The following is a 14,785-nucleotide window of genomic DNA, read 5'->3' as shown; positions in this document are numbered from 1 at the left end:
CGTTCTCGCCCTTCGGTCTCTCCCATTCGTTAAAGTCGATGCCATGCTGATGAGGCGCGACGAGAGGCTCCGGATGGCAAAGTCCGCGAAGACATAGGCGGTGATCGAGGATGCGGACACAGTTACTGGGAAATCCAGTCAACCCGACCGGATGTCATGTAGACGATGGCGCCCCGTTTCGCTCCGGCCACGTGCAGATATTGGCCAAGCTGCTGTCTATAGGCTGCCCGGTCTGTCTGTTTGGGTGCGATGTCACTTTTCCAATCGAATACGACTTTTTCGCCGTCTTCGCCACTCGCCGCCGCATCTGCCCGCCCCGCGACCAACTGATCCGAGCTCGCCGCAGCAATGCCATAGAGGGGTAATTCTGCCACGAGCCGAGTACGATACGGCTTGATATCGGGAAGCTGGAGAGTGCGTAGCGCGGTAGTCGCAAGCTCCGTCGGATCGGGGCCCTGCTCGGACGATAAGGGCGAGCGCAGTTGATCGCACAGTAGCGTGGCCCTCCCCATGACCGTGTCCGTATTCTCGTCTAGTTCGCCGGTTATCAGTTCTTCCATCAGCTTGTGCAAGAGGATGCCGCGAATGCGCCCGCCCTCCGCAACAGGCAGGGGACGAAGAGGCTCGTCATCGCTTATTTCTGACGGAATCAATTCGGTGATCACATCTGGATCGCCGTCGCTTGGCGTAATCCACCGGATTCGCGGCGAAGCCTCGAGCCGCGATTGCTCGTCCGCAAAAAGCTCGGCGCTCTGGAGATTTTCGGTCGCGGTGGGCGAGACGATGCCGGCCCGCGGTAAGCGCGAGATATCCAGTTCCGGCACGGTGTCCAGCTTGAAATCCAGGAGCTTGGCCCAAGAGGCGTCGTTGCTCCACGTGAAATCCGGTAGGATCAGCAATTCCATGGCTCGCGTGCATGCAACGTAGAGAAGGCGCAGATTCTCATTTCGCTTCTCGGCTTCTTCGGCCAGCAGGGCGTCTCCGAGGCTCGGAGGTACCACCTGCCCTAGGGCCCAGTGCAAGGTCTCGTCCCTTCGTCGATAGACGAACGTCTCGGCGCGGCGCGGCATCGACGCGCGATTGATCGGAATGACGACGGGCCACTCGAGGCCCTTCGAGCTGTGAACCGTCACGATCTCTATCGACTGACCGTCGGCCTCGACCATGCCCTCCGGGGATCCTGCACTGCTCGACCATTCGTCGTCTATGTCCCTGGCGAATTGAACGAATCCACGGACGCGATAGCTGCGGGCGCGCTCGACCAAACCGTCGATATTCGCGAGCGATCTCGCGGCCTGATCCGCGCTGCGGGCCGCTACGATGGCGCGAACGCGCAATCGCTCGATCGCTTCAGCGAGGATGAGGGCGGGCGTCGTGCCGTTAACGCGACGGCGAAGTTCCCGCAAGATTGTCAGCACCTCGCGCGCAACGGGGTGGTCAACGCTGGCCGGATCGGTTCGCAGGGAGAGGCCGGTGATCCGATCCTTTTCGTCCGGCGTCGCAAGGTGTGCGGTTATGTCCAGCAGCTCTTGTTCGGTAAGCCCAACCAGGGGACCGCGCAACAAGGCTCCGAGCGCCAACGTATCCCGCGGGTCCGCGAGCGCGCGGATCAGCGTCACCAGGTCCTGTGCCTCCTGCCTCCTGAACAGGTTCTTACCTGCCTGCGAGGCAAAGGGCAGGCCGGCTTCTTCGAGTGCTCTCTCATATCGCCAGAGATCTGTTGAAACGGGAGCGAGCAGCGCAATATCGCCTGGGCTGAGGCGTCTCGTTTCGCCGTCGTTGAGCTTCACTTCGACGTTTCCGATCAAGCGTGTGCAGACCTCGGCAACCACGCGGGCCTCCTCGTCGCGAGAGCTGTCGACCCGCGTGTCTGGAGGGAGTTGCACCATGACCTTAGCGACGCTCGGAAAGTCGACGGCGGTTCGCGTGCCTCGCAGGGCGACGTAGCCGGCTTCCTGCGATGACAGGCGCTCCGCGAAGCAGCGGTTGACATGGTCGAGAATTTGACCGCGCGACCGGAAGTTGGCAGTGACGCGAAGGATATTGTTCGGAAATTGCGCCTCGATGGCTCTCCGCACCGTCAGGTAAGTTGCGAGGTCGGCGCCTCTGAAGCGATAGATCGCCTGCTTCGGATCTCCGACGAGGAAGAGGTGGCCGGGTCTCAACGACCGGAGGTGCCATGACTGCGCATGCTCATCGGCGGTGCACAGGAGGAACATGATCTCCGCTTGCACGGGGTCGGTGTCCTGAAACTCGTCCACTAGTATTCGGGAGAACCGCGCGCCGGCAGTAGTTCGTACCGCTGGATAATTGCGAAGCACGTCGCGACACGTGAACAATAGATCGTCGAAGTCGAGAACCGCCGCTCGCTTCTTGAAGGCCTCATATTCCGCGAGCACCTCTCCGAGCTCTGCGGAGAGTGTCCCGATAAGCGATGTGGCGATCCTCCCCATTAGCGTGCCGTATGCGCTGCGACATCGCGCGTAGTGCTCCTCTGCCTGGTCCGCCAGATGGTCACCGGCTTCCCGTCCCGCCACCTTTCGCCATAGGGACCGCCGTCTATAGTCGCGCAGATCGAACGCATCCTTGCGCATGATCAGAAGCCAAGCCGGGTGAGCCAATTCCCAGAGGCCTTCGAAATCGGGGAGAGGGGCGAACCGCCCTTGAAAATGCAACGCCAATGTCTCAAGTGCCACAATATCTGGATCTGCTTCGGGCGGGACGTCGACGTGGTCGCACCAGCGGCGGAACTCGCGAACGTTTTCGGCGAACTCCAAATCGGCCTTTGGATCGAGATCAGATGGCAAGGGCTGTGCCAATCGATAGCGGCGCCGGAATCTGGCGAAGCTGCGCAGAAGATCTTCGGCGCCAGTCGGATCTCTGCGCGCGATCGAGGCAACGCAATCGCCCGGCGAAGAAGCCGATTTGTCGAGCCGATTCCGCCACCATCGGTCAAAGATCGCATCGAAGGCGAAGTCCGCCTGATCGGCGTCCAGCACCTCCGCACCCGGATCGATGGCGGCTTCGACGGAGTAGGTGCGCAGCAGATCGTGGCAAAACCCGTGAATCGTCCCACAATTCAATTCATCGAGCCGGTCGGACGCGGCGCGCAGCGCTTTTCTCTGATCGGGCGTCGGCCCGTCCGGCACACTGAGCCTGAGTTCGTGGGGAACCTTGTTCGCGAGAATGCAGTCGAGATACCACGCGATGCGCTGACGAAGCTCGCCGGCCGCAAGCTCCGTGAAGGTAATGGCTGCGATCGATTTTGGATCCACGCCAGCCGCGAGCAGCATCACCACGCGGCCCGCGAGAAGGGACGTCTTCCCTGTGCCCGCCGCTGCCTCAACCAGCAGGCATGAGTCGAGGTCGGTCAAGGCGCGAAGACGTTCGGCGTCGTCGACCATGGCCGTCATGGTACGCTCCAGAATCGGGCGATATTTTCACTTGCCTTGTTGTAGGCTATGAGCTTGCGCCTTTCGTAGCCGGGCGATGCCGGGAGCGCCAATCGCAGTTCATTCGATATGTCGAACGACAGCCGTCCCGGCACTGCGGCGCCACGCCGGAGCATTGCGACAGCGACGTTGATGAAAGCTGCAATCTGCTCGATCGCAGCACTGAGATCTTGAAGCCTTAAAACCAGAGGCTCGCCACGCAGATAAAGGAGTCTTGCGACGATCTGCGGGTCTTCCTCCAGCAATTGGCGGCAGGCGAGGCCGTACAGCGCGCGTTGAAGCTCAGCTCCGCCGTTGATCACGATGCGGTTGGCGTTCCTGGGAGCTTCGCTTGTTTTATAATCCGTGACGCGAACCGCTGAATGGTCCATTCGCAGGTCCAGGCGATCGATGGTGCCGCGCAGCTTTACGGGCGTGCCCGGTACGGCAACGGGGATTCTTGGGTCCCAAGGCAGTTCCCGCTCGGCGGCGAAGTCCTCGGGTTGACCGAAAGGGACCTCGGTCCAACTGCGCGTTCCAGTCTCCGCGATCTCCTTGCGCAACAGCCCTACCAACGCCAGGGAAGCCGCGAAGTCGACTGTGTTGTTCCACAATAGCCTTGGAGGCACGTGTCCTTCGAGTGGCCAGACTTGGCGCACGGTTTGGGTCGCTTCCTTCAGAGCGTCCTCGATCTCTTCATCCGACGCGCGCGCATAGCCCGGTTGAGGCTCCAGCAAGTCCACCGCGCGGCGCAGCAATTCATGGACTAGCTTTCCGAACTCTGCAGGCGCCATTGTAAGCGGCTGCTCTCGATCCTGGGGCGTCGACCAACCGAGTCCATAGCGCCAGACGAAGCCAAGCGGATCCCGCAGCAGTCTTTGCAAGGATGTCGGGGACTGCACGCGTTCGATTGCCTTGATGATAATCGGATGATCTGCGTCGAACTGGCCGTCGTTGCGGGTCAGTTGTCCAAGGTGCCAATTGCGCCAACACAGATGAGCCGATCTCATCCGGTCGATCTTGGCCGCGTCCTCCGGGCGAGCCATCAGCCGGTCCGCTTCGCTCCAGGCATGTTCGGGTATGCGCGCCCTCGAGAGCGATTGTTCGGGGCGGTCCAGCAGCAGGGGGCTTCGACCGACCCGGCTACCTTGCGCGCTTCGACGGCTGCGCGACAACACGATATCGCGAGAGGCCGCTGCCAGGATGACCCGAAAATGTCTGCGATCGGACTTGGCAACGGGATCAACGTCAAACTCGTCCGACGGGACGACATGATCGGGCAGAATGGAATCGTTGCCCGCGTGACGAGGCCAATTCCGGTTCGTGAGGCCGAGCAGACGGACATGGGCTCGCGGTGCGGCCGCAAGATCGCGCGCCGAACACCAGACAATCGAATCAGCGGCGTCATTTTCGGATTCAAGTCGGGCATTCTGCAAGGAGAGCTCGATCGCCTCGGGCGGCGCTGTCCGCAATGCCGCCTCCCAAAGCTGCAGTGCGCGGCCGCGCAGAAAGTGGCGGGCTGCTTCTTCTGCAGCCGAAATACCCTTCGTGAGCACCTCGACGAGTGGTAGGACCGCTTGCGCGCCGTCCAAGGACGGGTCTTTTAGCGCCATGGCGGAAATCGCGCGTCGCCAATCCTCCACGCGGGCCAAGGTCGCGCCGCGCGGGATCGAAGCCATCCACTGCTGAGGAAGCTCGTCGAGAAGTTCATGCTGGCCGCGACACAGCGAAGCCAGGCGACGCATGCGTTGTTGGTTCAAGCCATGCAGGAGGATGTCAGCCAACGCCCCGCACCGTTGACCGTCGCGCGTCGAAAGTGCGGGAATTCCGTGGGCGAAATGCAATCTCAATCCAGCATCAGCGGCCAACGCGTAGAAATGATCATCCCAAGGCTTGGTGCCCGCCGAGGTGATCGCGATCTCGTGCGGTTTTGCTGCGCCGGACACGATCGCCTGTCGTGCCCAGCGCAGGCTCTCGACCACCTCATGATGCGGATCGGCGCAGGATACGGCGGAGCCTTCGCGCTCGGGTCGGGGTTCTTCCGGCCGCACTACGGGTCCCGCAAACCACTCGGTTTCGGCATGCGCGGGTGCATGCCATTCGACAGGCACCTCTTTCGAAAGCGCCTCCACCAAAGATCGCCAAATCGGCGCGATCCAGGAAAGCCCTTCAATGGTCACCGGACCGATCACACGCTTCGCGTAATGAATCCGCTTGAGGGCTGCCGCGCGCAGATCTCGCGGCGTCAATGTCGCGCTTGGCAACGATCGCCGGATGCGTTCTTCGATCAGCGCGAGGTCTGCGAGGCGAACGTGGCCCGATCGCGCTTTCGAGTGGAAATCGATGTCCGCTGCCCAGACCTTTCGCAGCGTCCGCGAAACAGCTCGATTCATCCCCGGAAGGTGTCTCACCGCCTCGAGTTCGCGGAAGCCGCCCTCGGCGAGTGCGCGCTGAACCGCAAGGTCGAGTGCCTCCGTCGCAAGTGGCGCGGTAAACCCGCTGGCGAGCCTGGCGGCGAGTTGCGAGAGAGTCAGGATTTGAAGGCCGCATTCGTTTGCACGCGCAGCTGCTGCACGCCGCATTTGAAAGGCGAGATGGCCCCCAATTACCGACGTCCGGATATTGACCATATGATCGCCGCCTTATTATCGAGTCCCGTGTCATGATAGACCGCAACGTTTGCAAGACCGCGGCAATCTCACGAGCTCTCCCCAGAAGATCGCGGCGAGATGCATTTGGATCATAACCAGGCCGTATTGGAAGTGCTGCTGTGGATTGCGCTCCTTTTGCCTTTCTGCTTCGCCACACTAGAGCTGCAGTGATGCACTGCTCACATTTCGTACGTTCTGCCGATGACCTTCAGGGCGCCGCATCGTAGAACGGCCAGCAGCCGTCTTCCTCATGGCGGCCCGTCCGCTGCGTACAGGTATCGTCCAACAGGCGCTGCCCGACGTCCTTCCAGACGGCGCGCTGGCCGTAGAGGCGGATAGCGTCCACCTTCTGTATCTCGACAGTCCGGCTGCAGCGCCGGCACTCCACTCTCAGAAGATGCCGGGGAATTTGGTCCAGCCGCAGCGCGGCGATGGAGGATCGGGATGGACTGATATGCGAAGGAGCATCCTCGAGAAGCGCTTTCCAGTATTCCGCCGGCAGGTCGTCATTCGGAGCCAGGGCCGGGGAGGGCGCGGTCTTCCTGCCGAAAGCGGTCCCCATCTTCTCCATCTGTTTGACTGTAGGCATGCGCCAACTGGCCGGTCGGTCCATCATGGGACGATTAGAACATAACAAGAACAAATGTCGAGTCCGGCTGGGACAAAAATTTCGTGTTGTGAAGACGTCGGCGGTGTCGGAACCTCGATCGTCCATTCGTCTTGAATCCAACCGTCCCGTTTTCGGAGTACCGCTTGCATGGCCCCGCGCGCCAATTGGAAAGGCTTTCTGCGCCTCTCGCTCGTCACCTGTCCGGTCGCGCTGTATCCGGCCACCTCTGATTCTGAGAAGATCTCGTTCAATCAGCTCAACAAGCAGACCGGACACCGCATCAAGTACGTGAAGGTCGACGCCGACACTGGGGAGGAAGTGCTGAACGAGGATATCGTGAAGGGCTACCCGCTTGAAAACAATGAGTTCATCGAGGTCTCGAAGGAGGAGCTTGAGGAACTCGCGCTGGAATCTACGCGCACCATCGATATAGATGAATTCGTCGACAAGTCTGAGATTGATCCGCGCTACCTGATCCGCCCGTACTACCTGCGTCCCGATGGCAAGGTCGGCCACGACGCCTTCGCGGTGATCCGCGAGACAATCCGTGACATGAACAAGGTCGCGATCGGCCGCGTCGTGCTTACCAATCGCGAGCACATCATCGCGCTTGAGCCGTTCGACAAGGGGCTGGTCGGCACGCTGCTGCGCTACCCCTACGAAGTGCGCAGCGCGGACGAATATTTCGATGAAATTCAGGACGTCAAAGTCACCAAGGACATGCTCGATCTGGCCAAGCACATCGTGAATCAGAAGTCAGGCAGGTTTGAGCCCGAGAAGTTCGAGGATCACTACGAGACGGCGTTAGTGGATCTCATCAACCAGAAGCGCGCGGGCAAGCCGATCACGCCGAAGGAACGGCCGAAGGGCGACAACGTCGTCGATCTGATGGAGGCGCTGCGGCGCAGCGTCGGCGGACGTGCCGCTGAAACTAAGACCAAGTCTTCGGGAAAAGAGTCTCCGGGCAAGGCATCCAAGAAGCCGCGGAAGGCGGCGGCGGGTCAGAAAGAGATGTTGATGCCGATCGAGGGCAAAAAGCAGAAGGCCGCAGCTGCGAAGAAATCCTCGGCAAAGTCGCAACGTCGATCCGCTTAGGACAAAGAGCTCCTTGAGCCGTTGCTCGGGGCGCTCTTGGAGGCCACTATGGATGAGAAAGAAGCCTCGGCAATGACGGGAGTCTCAGGACGGACGAATGATCAGGCAGGTCTCGGAAGTGCTTCTCATGGGACGGCCGACACCAATTTGAAACACAACTGCGCTCATTCATAGTGGGTCTCTCCGCGCAGTTGCTGCAGACGACCTCGGAGGCGCCGATCCGATCGCTGTTGCTGGCGTTCATCTTGGGAGTATGGGTCGTCCGTCGGCGTTGATGGTCGTGGGCGGATCGACGGCGTCGCGCGGGATCAATGGCAAGGAAGCTCAAGACTTACCAGACGTCACTTGGCTTCTTCGATCTCGCGATCGCAGCCCCCTCCATGAAGGCGGCCCTGGAGGCTTGGGGCGCGGGTAGCAACCTCTTTCATCAGGGCGTTGCCCGAGAGACGGACGACCCGGACGTCGTCGCCGCAACGATGTCAAAGCCGGGCGTCATCCTCAGGCGGCCTGCGGGATCGAGCGGACGCTTCGCAGAGCATTCCGACCTGCCCACCGGCGATGAAGCCCGAGGTGGCAGCGAAAGGCGTCGGCCGAAAGCTGAAAAGCGGTCGCCTCCAAAAATCAGTGAAAAGGCTGTCCGGAAAGCTGCACTGGATTTTGAGCGGGAGCAGAAGCGGAACGAAGCCAAACGCCGGGCGGAGCTCGCCGCCGAGGCCAAGAAGCGCGAGCGGCGTGGCAGGGCGGTCGCTAAAGCCCAGGCTACTTTCGATGGAGCTGAACGCGATCATGATGCGCGGGCAGCCGCCATTGAGGCCGACCGCGCGGCTGTCGAAAAGCGGGTCCAGGATGAGCAGGCTCGTTGGGAGAAGCAGAAGGAGAAGCTTGCGGCTGCTTTGCGGCGGGCGCGGAGCGAATAGCGTCATCTCCTTCGATCTCTAAACCGAAGGTAGAGTGAACGATGTTGAGGGGCGCGTCCGGCAAGCCGGACCGGCTCTCGTGAACCGAGCCCCAAGGGGGTCTCGGCCTTGCGGCTTCGCTCCTCGCGCTCATTCGGTGTTGCTCGCCGGAGGCACTCGGGCGAAGGGCCCGCCGCTTTGCGGCGTCGTTATCACTGCCCGTCGCCCGGGTGCCTTGTTAACCGGTCTCGCAACTGCACTCGCTGTCGGGTCCCGCCGTTCCGGCGTCGCTATCACTGCCCCGACAGCGGGTGCCAACCTTCCGCCTCCGCTTCGCTTCGGCCACCCATTCGCCGGTATGCGGTGGAGGGACGCTTGGTGCAACGATGTAGGACTGATGCAACATCCATCGTGCGGTACGTCGCGTGCGCAAACGCCGATGGCAGCGTTCTCTTCAACGGCCGGGGACCAGGGAATGCATGGCTAGCCCGAAGACGCGGTCATTACCGAACGTCAGCTTCATCGAACATGAGCGGAAGTTGATCCTCCGGTTCAGGATCGGCAAATCCTGAAACGGAGATACCTATCAGCCGGATGGCCTGTGTCGGCGGCATCAGCTGCTTCAGCAGGTCGAGAGCCAAGTTCGAGAGATCGCTTTCCGAGTTGATGAGGGTAACCGACCTGCTGCGGGTGATCAGCTCGAAATCGGAGAACTTCACCTTGAGCGTCGCCGTCCGCCCTCGTGCCCCCGTCGTCTCGCAGTGATGCCAAACCTTCTCGATCAGCGGCTGTAGCTCCGCCGCCAGGGCATCATAGTCGGCGAGATCAAGGGAAAACGTGCTTTCGGCGCCGACAGACTTTCGGACCCGGTTGGCGCGGACAGGACGCTCGTCAATGCCCCGCGAGATCCAGTAATAGTAGGCTCCTGCCTTCCCGAAATTGGCGGCCATGAACTCGAGCGTCTGGTTACGCATATCCATGCCCGTGAAGATGCCAAGGGCATTCATCTTGGCGGTCGTCGCCGGACCGATTCCATGGAATTTCCCGACAGCTAGATCCTCAACGAAGCTCGGACCCATCTTCGGGGTGATGACAAACTGTCCGTTCGGCTTGCGTTGGTCGGAGGCTAGCTTTGCCAGAACCTTGTTGTAGGAGATGCCGGCGGAGGCGGTCAGGCCCGTCTCGCTCAGGATTTTCGCTCGGATCATGGTCGCGATCTCTGTCGCGATCGGGATGCCTTGGATGTTCTCGGTGACATCCAGATAAGCCTCATCAAGCGAAAGTGGCTCGATGATTTCCGTATGCTCGGCGAAGATCGACCGGATGTGTCGCGAGACCTCTTTGTAGACCTCGAAGCGAGGTTTTACGAAGATCAGGTCCGGGCATTGCCGCTTGGCTGTTACCGAGGGCATCGCCGAGCGAACCCCGAGCTTGCGTGCCTCGTAGCTCGCAGCGGCGACGACACCGCGCTCCTTCGAGCCGCCCACGGCGACCGGCTTGCCACGCAGGTCCGGATTGTCCCGCTGCTCGACCGAGGCGTAGAAAGCATCCATGTCGATATGGATGATCTTGCGGTCTCGCACTTCGGCAGTGTTCTGGCCCTGATGCGACGTCATGTGCAGATTATACCGCGCATCCGTTCCTTTGGGTCCTTCCTTCGAAGCCCAGCAGAGTTCGGCCTCCAAGAACCGCTGACCGTGCTGCGGAAGAGCTATATGGTTCGCGCGCGTCAGCCCGCAAGCACGATGGGGCTTCGTTCCGCCGGCTCCCTGCGCACGCGGCTGTCCGGAGCAAAAGCCGCAGCGGTCGGCGTAAGACGGCGAGATTGGCGCTCCACAAGAACTAAAGCCTTGGCTATTGCACCCGCCCAGGGGCAGGGGCCAATGGTCACAAAGGGTTAACCCTAGCCGTTTCTCGGCAAAAAAATTTGGCGCCCCCCTTGAAACTTTTTCCGGATTTACAAATTTTTTCGGCGTCGCCATGAGGCGATCGGGATGCCGTCAGGGTCCCGCCACTTGAGACGGGCACCGGTAGTGTCCGGTGCCGCTCGTACCATTTTGCTCTTAAGGAGGATCTGGCTATGCGCACTGTAGATTTTTCGCCCCTGTTCCGGTCGGCCATCGGATTCGACCGTTTGTTCGACCTCGCCGAAGCCGCCCAGCGTGTCGGCGAAGAGAGCTATCCCCCCTACAACATCGAACGCCTCGACGAGAACAACTTCCAGATCTCGGTCGCGCTCGCCGGATTCAAGCCGGATGAAGTCGAACTGACGGTCGAGCAGAATGTCCTGACCCTCGAGGGCCGGAAGAGCGAAAAGGAGGGCAAGACCTTCCTGCACCGCGGCATCTCGGCGCGCAACTTCAAGCGCCAGTTCACGCTCGCCGACCACGTCGAGGTCAAGGGCGCCCGCTTCGAGAACGGCCTGCTCGTCATCGACTTGCAGCGGGAAATCCCCGAGGCGATGAAGCCGCGCCGTATCGCGATCAACGGCGCCGCCCCGAGCAACGTCACCCAGATCGAATCCAGAGCCGCCTGACCGGACACGGGCGCCTTGGATCGATCGACGCCGCGCGGGGGCTCCCCTGCGCGGCCACCCCTTAAACTCGTCTCAGATTTGGAGGCAGCCATGCGGCCGACGACCGCTTTTGACGACAACGTTTTCGATTTCGACTATCTCCTTCATCCCGGCACCCGGTTCGAGCACCCGAGGGAGGTGGTCTCTCATCCGGGCCTCACGCTTGCCGAGAAGCGCGCCATCCTGGCTTCATGGGCTTCCGACGCCTCCGCGATCGCGTCCTGCCCGTCGCTGCGGGCGCCCGAAGGACTTGAGGCGCCCGTCACCATCGACGAGATCCTCGAGGCGCTTTGCGCGCTTGATGGCGGCCCCCGGCAACCGCCTGGCGGCAAGCCCATGCGGCTCCGATCGACCGAACGCCGCGCGGCGGCCTGACGCGCAGACCGTACGATCATCACGAGGGACGACGATGTTCGAACAAAACTTGGCCCGTATCCGTACCCATCGCAACAACATCCATCGTTATCGGAGGCTGCTCCGGACGGAATTGTCCGATCTTGAGCGCGATTTCATCGATCGACGGATGGCCGACGAGCAGGCCGCGCTCGATGCGCTGGTTGCCGAGACATTCCCGGTGACATTTCCCCTTCCGAAAGATTTATCGTCGGCTTCCTCGAGCATGGGGGCGGCATCATGAGCAATATTCGAGACCTGCTAATCCGCGGCAGCAAGAAGGTTATCGGCCACTATCGCCTGCTGCTGGCGAGCGCGAAGGACGAGGAGGAGCGAGAACTGTACAGAAGCCGGATCGAGCGTGAGCAGCGGTTGTTGGACGAGCTCCACGGCCGCTTCCTGGATAGGTTCGCAGCGTGACCTGTCGGACGGACGACGATCGCTTCGCCACGTTCGACATCGTGCTGAATCGGCGCGGTCGTGGCAGGTGGAAATGGTCTGTTCGTGCGACCGACGGACTTGTCGTCATGGGTGGCTCGGAATGCAGTCGCGGCGGCGCGAGATACAAGGCGGAGCGCGCGCTGTTTCTCCTGCTGTGGGCCAGTGCCTCAGGCTTCCCCAAGTTGGCGATGGAGCCGTCTGATCTTGCTCGGCAGGCCGCTCGCTGGCGTAAGAGCACATCAGAGATTCATTGGACGCCTGATCTCACCCCGCGGGCCAAACAGTGACCACCATCGATCTGGCCGCCACCTTCGCTATAAGTCGGTCCGCTTCAGACGTGACGCCTAAAGAAGCCCAGAGGCGACGATCGCAATGACCGGACGTTTACGCCAGCCCAGTCAGGCTCCGGAGCGTCGCGGCAATCTCTGCCGCGCTGTAGGGCTTGGAGATGAACACGCCGCCTTCGGGCAGGTCGCCGTCTTCGACGGCAAGGAGGCCCGACGTCGCGACGATCTTGATCGGCGGCCAGCGATCCCGGACAAACCGAGCAAGCTTGAGACCGTCCATTGAGCCGGGCATTTGAATGTCGGTAAAGACAACCCCGATATCCGACCGCGCCCCAAGAATTGCGACCGCTTCGTCGGCATTGGCGGCTTGCACGACTTCAAACCCAGCCTCTTCCATCATCACAGCCGAATCCATCCGGAGCAAGAACTCGTCTTCGACGATCAGAACGACGGGCTTCAATTGCTCCATATCATGGCTTCTCTTCCTGCGCTCTTCGGTTTGTCCCCTAGACTCCCCCAAGTGCATCAGTGACCTTTCGTTCCCGTGTACCCAGGCCCCGCGCCTTTTTATCTCTCCAACCGCCACGTTTGGCCGATGAGCTGCATGACGAGCGGATGATCGGGCGCGCTTGATCCGAGATCACCGGCCTCGGAGCGGTTCCCGGCTTGAAATCCTCACCACACCGACGGTGTTGTGCTACGTTTCCTCGAAGTCAACCGCGACCTCGATCCGAGGGGACAATGCATGAGCGACCGACCTGGGAAGGAGTCGACATCGGAGCCTTCCGCTTCGACCGATGTCACCAGGCAAGAGCTCCCTTACCGCCTGCGGCAGCAGTCCCTGCTGGGTGAGTTTGGCCGCTCCGCGCTGCAGACCCGCGACATCGGGCAAATCCTGCAGCGTGCGACCGAACTCTGCGCCCAAGGACTCGACACTCGGTTCGCCAAGGTACTGGAATATCTGCCCGACGATGATCGCCTGCTGGTCCGCGCCGGCGTCGGTTGGGAACCGGGGATCGTCGGTCGAGTGTCTCTGGGGCTCGACCTGGGATCGCCTGCTGGCTACGCTTTCCAAACCGGACAAATGGTCATCTCCAACCACCTTCAGGAGGAAACGCGGTTTCGAACGCCGAAGCTGCTGACGGATCACGGCATCCGGCGCGCAATCAACGTCCTGATCGCGCGAGGCGGCGAAGGGCATCTTCCATTCGGCGTCCTCGAGGTCGACAGTCCCGAACCCGGGCAGTTCGATGTCGCAGACGCGGACTTCCTTGCCGGCTTCGCCGGGCTGCTTGGCATTGCCATCGAGCGCCAGCATGCTGACGCCGATCTGCGGCAGGCCCTCGATCACCAGGCCATGCTAACGCGGGAGATGAGCCACCGCGTCAAGAACAGCCTCGCATCGGTGGTCGGGCTGCTGCGGGTGCAGAGCCGTGGCGCGCAGTCAGAGGAAGTCCGAAATGCGCTCAAGGACGCCGCGTCGCGCATCACCACCATTGCCCAGGTCCACGACCATTTGTGGCGCAGCAACAAGATCGGGTTTGTCGACATCGCCGATTTCGCCGGCGAGCTTTGCGGCAAGCTACAGGAAACGATGTCCCACAAGGTCGTCTGCAGCTTTGGTCATCTGATGATTTCGGCTGACAAGGCGATTCCGCTGGGCCTGTTGATCAATGAGCTCGTGACGAATTCCGCCAAGCATGCCTACCCCGATGGATCTGGCGAAATCCAGGTCTCGGGCGAACGGCGAGGTGACGATTTGCATGTCGAGGTGTCTGATCGTGGAATTGGACTGCCGAAGGATTTCGATATCGACGAGCCGCGCGCAAGCCTGGGCTTCAAGGTGATCAAGAGCCTGATCGCTCAACTCGGCGGACGCATGGCAGTGGCGTCCAACACGCCAAAAGGCGTAACCGTCCAGCTTGATATGCCCTTGGAGACGACCACCCTAGCTTGAGGCACGATCAGGGCGCTACCCAGCGGTTCTCTGCCCATTGCCAGAAGCGGCGACCGCGGTCAAAAAGGTAGCCAAGAAGGTCGGCAATAGCCGCAAGCGAGTCGAAGAGCGGCGCGGACGCTAGGCCAGTCTCTTTGGCTGGCGCCGGTCTCCCGGCGCCAGGCCCTTTAGCAGTCCGGCGGACATTCGGGGCACGTGTCGCCGATCGAGTTCAATACGTCCTCGATCTCTGCGGTCGCCTTGGCGGCAGAGAGCCCCTCGGGGGGATCCTGGCGGGCGATGTCGAAAGCGCGTTCGCGGGCGTGCGGGTCGGCACGCTCTTGCATCCAGCCGTGTGTCTCGCACTCCCGGATCGCGCCTGCCTCCCGCAGGACCGAGATAGCCCAGCCGCGCAGGCTGCGGGTTGCAGATCGGCGCTCTTTCGTCCTCAGCATTGGAATCTCCTGCTG

15 protein-coding genes are annotated in these 14,785 nt (G+C 61.5%); 9 read left to right on the top strand and 6 right to left on the bottom strand.

The window, feature by feature from the left end; translation table 11 throughout:
* Positions 1-122 precede the first annotated feature (122 nt).
* Both M6D32_RS03095 and M6D32_RS03090 read right to left on the bottom strand, forming a co-directional pair.
* Positions 123-3,413, bottom strand: coding sequence for a UvrD-helicase domain-containing protein (locus M6D32_RS03095; protein ID WP_298253199.1), 3,291 nt, complete (start codon positions 3,411-3,413; stop codon positions 123-125).
* Positions 3,410-5,413, bottom strand: a complete 2,004-nt coding sequence (locus M6D32_RS03090) for a PD-(D/E)XK nuclease family protein (RefSeq protein ID WP_298253197.1) — start codon at positions 5,411-5,413, stop codon at positions 3,410-3,412. Before M6D32_RS03090 ends, M6D32_RS03095 begins: the two co-directional genes overlap by 4 nt.
* 222 nt (positions 5,414-5,635) lie before the next feature.
* On the opposite strand from M6D32_RS03090, the gene M6D32_RS03085 reads away from it, so the two are divergent.
* Positions 5,636-6,097: a hypothetical protein gene (locus tag M6D32_RS03085; protein WP_298253195.1), complete on the top strand. Its 462-nt coding sequence runs from the start codon at positions 5,636-5,638 to the stop codon at positions 6,095-6,097.
* 193 nt (positions 6,098-6,290) lie between these two features.
* Here the strand turns inward: M6D32_RS03085 and M6D32_RS03080 are convergent, their stop codons facing one another.
* Positions 6,291-6,698, bottom strand: coding sequence for a hypothetical protein (locus M6D32_RS03080; RefSeq protein WP_298253193.1), 408 nt, complete (start codon positions 6,696-6,698; stop codon positions 6,291-6,293).
* A gap of 141 nt (positions 6,699-6,839) precedes the next feature.
* Here M6D32_RS03080 and M6D32_RS03075 point away from each other — a divergent pair, with 141 nt between their 5' ends.
* Both M6D32_RS03075 and M6D32_RS03070 read left to right on the top strand, forming a co-directional pair.
* On the top strand, positions 6,840-7,787 hold the full coding sequence (locus tag M6D32_RS03075; RefSeq protein ID WP_298253191.1) for a Ku protein: 948 nt from the start codon (positions 6,840-6,842) through the stop codon (positions 7,785-7,787).
* Positions 7,788-8,098: 311 nt separating this feature from the next.
* A complete protein-coding gene (locus tag M6D32_RS03070; RefSeq protein ID WP_298253189.1) occupies positions 8,099-8,704 on the top strand; it encodes a cell envelope biogenesis protein TolA in 606 nt (201 codons plus the stop codon).
* Positions 8,705-9,186: 482 nt separating this feature from the next.
* On the opposite strand, the gene dinB is transcribed toward M6D32_RS03070, so the two are convergent.
* Positions 9,187-10,299, bottom strand: a complete 1,113-nt coding sequence (gene dinB / locus M6D32_RS03065; RefSeq protein WP_298253280.1) for a DNA polymerase IV — start codon at positions 10,297-10,299, stop codon at positions 9,187-9,189.
* A gap of 464 nt (positions 10,300-10,763) precedes the next feature.
* Between dinB and M6D32_RS03060 the strand changes: the two genes are divergently transcribed.
* The 5 genes from M6D32_RS03060 to M6D32_RS03040 all read left to right on the top strand — a co-directional run bounded on the left by M6D32_RS03060 (position 10,764) and on the right by M6D32_RS03040 (position 12,379).
* On the top strand, positions 10,764-11,219 hold the full coding sequence (locus M6D32_RS03060; protein WP_298253187.1) for an Hsp20 family protein: 456 nt from the start codon (positions 10,764-10,766) through the stop codon (positions 11,217-11,219).
* A 90-nt stretch (positions 11,220-11,309) separates the two neighbouring features.
* Entirely contained in the window at positions 11,310-11,633 is a 324-nt protein-coding gene (locus tag M6D32_RS03055) for a hypothetical protein (protein ID WP_298253185.1), read from the top strand.
* A 34-nt stretch (positions 11,634-11,667) separates the two neighbouring features.
* Positions 11,668-11,895: a hypothetical protein gene (locus tag M6D32_RS03050; protein ID WP_298253183.1), complete on the top strand. Its 228-nt coding sequence runs from the start codon at positions 11,668-11,670 to the stop codon at positions 11,893-11,895.
* Positions 11,892-12,071: a hypothetical protein gene (locus tag M6D32_RS03045; RefSeq protein WP_298253181.1), complete on the top strand. Its 180-nt coding sequence runs from the start codon at positions 11,892-11,894 to the stop codon at positions 12,069-12,071. Before M6D32_RS03050 ends, M6D32_RS03045 begins: the two co-directional genes overlap by 4 nt.
* Positions 12,068-12,379: a hypothetical protein gene (locus M6D32_RS03040; RefSeq protein ID WP_298253179.1), complete on the top strand. Its 312-nt coding sequence runs from the start codon at positions 12,068-12,070 to the stop codon at positions 12,377-12,379. Before M6D32_RS03045 ends, M6D32_RS03040 begins: the two co-directional genes overlap by 4 nt.
* 97 nt (positions 12,380-12,476) lie before the next feature.
* Here the strand turns inward: M6D32_RS03040 and M6D32_RS03035 are convergent, their stop codons facing one another.
* A complete protein-coding gene (locus tag M6D32_RS03035) occupies positions 12,477-12,848 on the bottom strand; it encodes a response regulator (protein WP_298253177.1) in 372 nt (123 codons plus the stop codon).
* Between the two features lie 276 nt (positions 12,849-13,124).
* Here M6D32_RS03035 and M6D32_RS03030 point away from each other — a divergent pair, with 276 nt between their 5' ends.
* Complete coding sequence (locus M6D32_RS03030; protein ID WP_298253176.1) at positions 13,125-14,336, top strand: histidine kinase dimerization/phosphoacceptor domain -containing protein; 1,212 nt, start codon at positions 13,125-13,127, stop codon at positions 14,334-14,336.
* 167 nt (positions 14,337-14,503) lie between these two features.
* Here M6D32_RS03030 and M6D32_RS03025 read toward each other — a convergent pair whose 3' ends face one another.
* The gene (locus tag M6D32_RS03025) at positions 14,504-14,770 is read right to left on the bottom strand and encodes a hypothetical protein (RefSeq protein ID WP_298253174.1); all 267 of its coding nucleotides are present in this window, start codon (positions 14,768-14,770) and stop codon (positions 14,504-14,506) included.
* Positions 14,771-14,785 lie beyond the last annotated feature (15 nt).

Source organism: Bradyrhizobium sp. (assembly GCF_027307225.1).
GTDB lineage: Bacteria > Pseudomonadota > Alphaproteobacteria > Rhizobiales > Xanthobacteraceae > Bradyrhizobium.
The sequence above is the reverse complement of the archived record's forward strand: the minus strand, read 5'-3'. Positions and strand labels throughout refer to the sequence as shown.